General features: G+C 56.3%; 1 protein-coding gene, 3 tRNA genes and 3 rRNA genes. All 7 read right to left on the minus strand.

Features of this window, described 5'->3' with window-relative positions; all coding sequences use genetic code 11:
* Positions 1-77: transfer RNA gene (locus tag ACFOM8_RS22225), tRNA-Met, on the minus strand.
* Between the two features lie 58 nt (positions 78-135).
* Positions 136-250: ribosomal RNA gene (rrf, locus tag ACFOM8_RS22230) — 5S ribosomal RNA — on the minus strand.
* 87 nt (positions 251-337) lie between these two features.
* A 23S ribosomal RNA gene (locus ACFOM8_RS22235) occupies positions 338-3,178 on the minus strand.
* Positions 3,179-3,525: 347 nt separating this feature from the next.
* Positions 3,526-3,601, minus strand: a tRNA-Ala gene (locus ACFOM8_RS22240).
* 143 nt (positions 3,602-3,744) lie between these two features.
* Positions 3,745-3,821 (minus strand) — tRNA-Ile (locus ACFOM8_RS22245).
* Between the two features lie 144 nt (positions 3,822-3,965).
* A 16S ribosomal RNA gene (locus tag ACFOM8_RS22250) occupies positions 3,966-5,428 on the minus strand.
* The 16S, 23S and 5S rRNA genes sit together here with 3 tRNA genes alongside, the layout of an rRNA operon.
* The coding region (locus tag ACFOM8_RS22255) for a hypothetical protein (RefSeq protein WP_377764560.1) at positions 5,421-5,809 on the minus strand (389 nt) is incomplete at its 5' end. The genes ACFOM8_RS22255 and ACFOM8_RS22250, both read right to left, overlap by 8 nt.

The following is a 5,809-nucleotide window of genomic DNA, read 5'->3' on the forward strand; positions in this document are numbered from 1 at the left end:
TGGTTGCGGGGGTAGGATTTGAACCTACGACCTTCAGGTTATGAGCCTGACGAGCTACCGGGCTGCTCTACCCCGCGCCATTGTTGTCCTTGGATCGGAGGGATGATCGTTTCAGGGAGATGCGTTTCTTTCCAGGTCTGGCGGTGACCTACTCTCCCACGTCTTGAGACGCAGTACCATCGGCGCAGCGGCACTTAACGGCCGAGTTCGGGATGGGATCGGGTGTTTTGCTCGCGCTAGGGCCACCAGACCGGGAAAGAAACGCTCAGCGTTTTCCCGTTTGCACGGGAAGGTGTTGTCCAAGGATGCGTTGGAAGAAGTCCTTCTTCTTCCGGATCAAATCAAGCCTATCGAGCCATTAGTACCGGTCAGCTGAACGTGTTGCCACGCTTACACCTCCGGCCTATCGACGTGGTGGTCTTCCACGGCTCTCAAGGGAGACCTTGTTTTGAGGGGGGCTTCACGCTTAGATGCCTTCAGCGTTTATCCTGTCCGTTCATAGCTACCCTGCACTGCCGTTGGCACGACAACAGGTCCACCAGTGGAACGTTCACCCCGGTCCTCTCGTACTAGGGGCAACTCCTCTCAAGTCTCCAACACCCACGGCAGATAGGGACCGAACTGTCTCACGACGTTCTAAACCCAGCTCACGTACCTCTTTAAATGGCGAACAGCCATACCCTTGGGACCTGCTCCAGCCCCAGGATGAGATGAGCCGACATCGAGGTGCCAAACGATGCCGTCGATATGGACTCTTGGGCATCATCAGCCTGTTATCCCCAGCGTACCTTTTATCCGTTGAGCGATGGCCCTTCCACTCGGGACCACCGGATCACTATGGCCGTCTTTCGACTCTGCTCGACTTGTCAGTCTTGCAGTCAGGCTGGCTTCTGCCATTGCACTCAACGAGCGATTTCCGACCGCTCTGAGCCAACCTTCGCGCGCCTCCGTTACTGTTTGGGAGGCGACCGCCCCAGTCAAACTCCCCACCACGCAGGGTCCCGGACCCGGATAACGGGCCGCGGTTAGACATCAGAACAGCGAAGGGCGGTATCTCAAGGACGGCTCCACGGGAACTGGCGTCCCCGCTTCAAAGCCTACCGCCTATCCTGCACATCGCAATCCTGATGCCAGTGCGAAGTTGGAGTAAAGGTGCATGGGGTCTTTCCGTCTAACCGCGGGAAGTCTGCATCTTCACAGACAGTTCAATTTCGCTGAGTCCACATTTGAGACAGCGGGGAAGTCGTTACGCCATTCGTGCAGGTCGGAACTTACCCGACAAGGAATTTCGCTACCTTAGGACCGTTATAGTTACGGCCGCCGTTTACCGGGGCTTCAATTCAAGGCTTGCACCTCTCCTTTTAACCTTCCGGCACCGGGCAGGCGTCAGACCCTATACGTCGCCTTGCGGCTTCGCAGAGCCCTGTGTTTTTAGTAAACAGTCGCCACCCCCTGGTTTGTGCCCCCGACCAACAGTTGCCTGCCAATCGGGCCTCCTTCTCGCGAACTTACGGAGGTATTTTGCCGAGTTCCTTAAATGTGGTTCTCTCAAGCGCCTTGGTATTCTCTACCAGTCCACCTGTGTCGGTTTCGGGTACGGTCTTCTTGGAGGGCTGTTTCCAGGAACCGCTCAGCTGCAAGGTCAATCCGATAAGACCTCACAACACCTGCGATCCGTCACCATCTCCTGGCCGGGGAATATTAACCCCGTTCCCATCGACTACGCCTTTCGGCCTCGCCTTAGGGGCCGGCTCACCCTGCTCAGATTAGCTTTAAGCAGGAACCCTTGGACTTTCGGCGAGGGGGTCTCTCACCCCCTTTGTCGCTACTCATGTCAACATTCTCACTTCTGATCACTCCACCGGATGGCTCACGCCCCGGCTTCACAGTCAGAACAATGCCTCCGCTGCCTGCGAACAGGCAAAAGAGGCAGCGTCCCATATCACAGAACGCTCCGCTACCACGCATCCCGAAGGATGCATCCAAAGCTTCGGCTCGTGGCTTGAGCCCCGTTACATCTTCGCCGCAAGACCTCTTGTTTAGACCAGTGAGCTGTTACGCTATCTTTAAAGGATGGCTGCTTCTAAGCCAACCTCCTGGTTGTTTTGGAAGTCTCACATGCTTTCCCACTTAGCCACGAATTGGGGGCCTTAGCTGTTGGTCAGGGTTGTTTCCCTTTCCACGACGGACGTTAGCACCCGCCGTGTGTCTCCCGGATAGTCCTTCCTGGTATTCGGAGTTTGCTTAGACTCAGTAAGGCTGTGGGCCCCCATCATCCATGCAGTGCTCTACCCCCAGGAGGATACGTCCGAGGCGCTACCTAAATAGCTTTCGCGGAGAACCAGCTATCTCCGAGTTTGATTGGCCTTTCACCCCTAGGCACAAGTCATCCCGACCTTTTTCAACAGGTGTGGGTTCGGACCTCCAGTTGGTGTTACCCAACCTTCATCCTGCTCATGCCTAGATCACTCGGTTTCGGGTCTGATCCGTCTGACTCATGCGCCCATTTAAGACTCGCTTTCGCTGCGCCTCCACCTAACGGCTTAAGCTTGCCAGACAGACCAAGTCGTTGACCCATTATACAAAAGGTACGCCGTCAGGATGCAAGATCCCTCCGACTGCTTGTAGGCGTCCGGTTTCAGAAACTGTTTCACTCCCCTCGTCGGGGTGCTTTTCACCTTTCCCTCACGGTACTGGTTCGCTATCGGTCAGCAAGGAGTACTTAGCCTTCGGGGGTGGTCCCCCGATCTTCAGACAGGATTTCACGTGTCCCGCCCTACTTGATACGTCCCATCGGACTTCCCGTACGGGGCTGTCACCCGCTCTGGCCAGACTTTCCAGTCTGTTCCGGTCATCCTCAAGGCTCGGCTGGTCCGCGTTCGCTCGCCACTACTAACGGAGTCTCTGGTTTGATTTCCTTTCCTCCGGGTACTTAGATGTTTCAGTTCCCCGGGTTCGCTTCTTGAACCCTATGTGTTCAGGTCCAAGATACCTGGTTTGCCCGATTGTTGACTGCCGCAAGCGGCAAACAACAACCAAGCATCAGGTGGGTTTCCCCATTCGGAGATCCATGGATCAAAGCCTATTCCCGGCTCCCCATGGCTTATCGCAGGGTATCACGTCCTTCATCGCCTCTTGCTGCCAAGGCATCCACCAAACGCCCTTATCGCGCTTGATTTGATCCGGAAGAAGAAAGACTTGCGCCTTCCAGGAACGCGGCCCTTTGTTGCCCGCATCCCGTTCGCTTCCGCATCGCATGCATACTATTCCCGCATGTCCATGTGCCTCGCGGCGCGCCGGCTCAATGCCGGAGGCCGCTTGCGCGGCATGGACACACTTTGGTTAGTGTACTTGACTTGGACAACGCCGCCGTTGGTTCTTGCGAACCACGCATCCCCCACTCGGGATGCGCCGACAACGCTGATTATCTCTCTGAACGATGTTAAACGTCTTCTTGCGAAGACTGCGTCCGACAGGACGAGCAAACCTTGCCAAGCAAGGCTTGCTGATCATGTCGGGGAAGTTTGGTGGAGCCTAACGGATTCGAACCGATGACATCCTGCTTGCAAAGCAGGCGCTCTACCAACTGAGCTAAGGCCCCTGATAAGGCAATGGTGGGTCGAGAAGGACTTGAACCGCCCCTGCCGGGGCCTTCTCCGCCTTCGAAAGGTCCACCGGACCTTTCGATCCCCGCGGAACCGGCTGCGAAGCCTCACGCCTGTCAGGCGTGCTCCACCAATGATCTGGTGGGTCGAGGAGGACTTGAACCTCCGACCTTACGCTTATCAGGCGTACGCTCTAACCACCTGAGCTACCGACCCGGAGGCCGGCCACAGGCTGGCCTGGCTTTCTGACACTGAAGGGATATGAGGACGGTCCGGCCGTCATATGTGGCATCCTGATCTCGGATGCCTGCTAAGTCGCTTCACGAGAACCGCAAGCGGTCCTGCCAGAAGCTTCCTTAGAAAGGAGGTGATCCAGCCGCAGGTTCCCCTACGGCTACCTTGTTACGACTTCACCCCAGTCGCTGAGCCTACCGTGGTCCGCTGCCCCCATTGCTGGTTAGCGCACGGCCGTCGGGTAGACCCAACTCCCATGGTGTGACGGGCGGTGTGTACAAGGCCCGGGAACGTATTCACCGCGGCATGCTGTTCCGCGATTACTAGCGATTCCAACTTCATGCCCTCGAGTTGCAGAGGACAATCCGAACTGAGATGGCTTTTGGGGATTAACCCACTGTCACCACCATTGTAGCACGTGTGTAGCCCAACCCGTAAGGGCCATGAGGACTTGACGTCATCCACACCTTCCTCCGGCTTATCACCGGCAGTTTCCACAGAGTGCCCAACTGAATGCTGGCAACTGGGGACGTGGGTTGCGCTCGTTGCCGGACTTAACCGAACATCTCACGACACGAGCTGACGACAGCCATGCAGCACCTGTCTCCTGGTCACCGAAGTGAAAGCCCGATCTCTCGGGATGTCCAGGGATGTCAAGGGTTGGTAAGGTTCTGCGCGTTGCTTCGAATTAAACCACATGCTCCACCGCTTGTGCGGGCCCCCGTCAATTCCTTTGAGTTTTAATCTTGCGACCGTACTCCCCAGGCGGAATGCTTAATCCGTTAGGTGTGTCACCGAATTGCATGCAACCCGACGACTGGCATTCATCGTTTACGGCGTGGACTACCAGGGTATCTAATCCTGTTTGCTCCCCACGCTTTCGCACCTCAGCGTCAGTATCGAGCCAGTGAGCCGCCTTCGCCACTGGTGTTCCTCCGAATATCTACGAATTTCACCTCTACACTCGGAATTCCACTCACCTCTCTCGAACTCCAGACCAGTAGTTTTGAAGGCAGTTCCGGGGTTGAGCCCCGGGATTTCACCCCCAACTTTCCGGTCCGCCTACGTGCGCTTTACGCCCAGTAATTCCGAACAACGCTAGCCCCCTCCGTATTACCGCGGCTGCTGGCACGGAGTTAGCCGGGGCTTCTTCTGCTGGTACCGTCATTATCTTCCCAGCTGAAAGAGCTTTACAACCCTAAGGCCTTCATCACTCACGCGGCATGGCTAGATCAGGGTTGCCCCCATTGTCTAAGATTCCCCACTGCTGCCTCCCGTAGGAGTCTGGGCCGTGTCTCAGTCCCAGTGTGGCTGATCATCCTCTCAAACCAGCTATGGATCGTCGGCTTGGTGGGCCATTACCCCACCAACTACCTAATCCAACGCGGGCCGATCCTTCTCCGATAAATCTTTCCCCAAAAGGGCGTATGCGGTATTACCCCCAGTTTCCCAGGACTATTCCGCAGAAAAGGGCACGTTCCCACGCGTTACTCACCCGTCCGCCGCTAGCACCGAAATGCTCGCTCGACTTGCATGTGTTAGGCCTGCCGCCAGCGTTCGTTCTGAGCCAGGATCAAACTCTCAAGTTGAAAGCACCATCGCTGGCGCTATCCTTGACGTCGAACCTTGCACATCTGTCATCCGGCCCCGAAAGACCGGACAATCATCTCTGCTTGTCGTCCCACAGTGAACCCGTGAGCCGCCAAACAGTGAAGCTGACACCTGGATCATCGCTTTCGCTACCAGGCCGATATGCAAGCTCATCAGTCGAAAAACAACCAAACCGCCCGCATATCCCTTCAGATATCCATCAATGTCAAAAAGCAAAGGAACCAAAATCACGGAACAAGCGCCACTCTCACGACGCCACGTCCGGTCATCCATTCCCAGAATTTCCTCAAGGTCCACAAACCAAAAAGCCCGCTTCCCCGTCCCCATCAGCGTTCCCGCCTTCGGTGAAGCGGTATTTA

The sequence above is a fragment of the Paracoccus angustae genome (genome assembly GCF_042648745.1).
GTDB classification, from domain to species: Bacteria; Pseudomonadota; Alphaproteobacteria; order Rhodobacterales; family Rhodobacteraceae; genus Paracoccus; species Paracoccus angustae.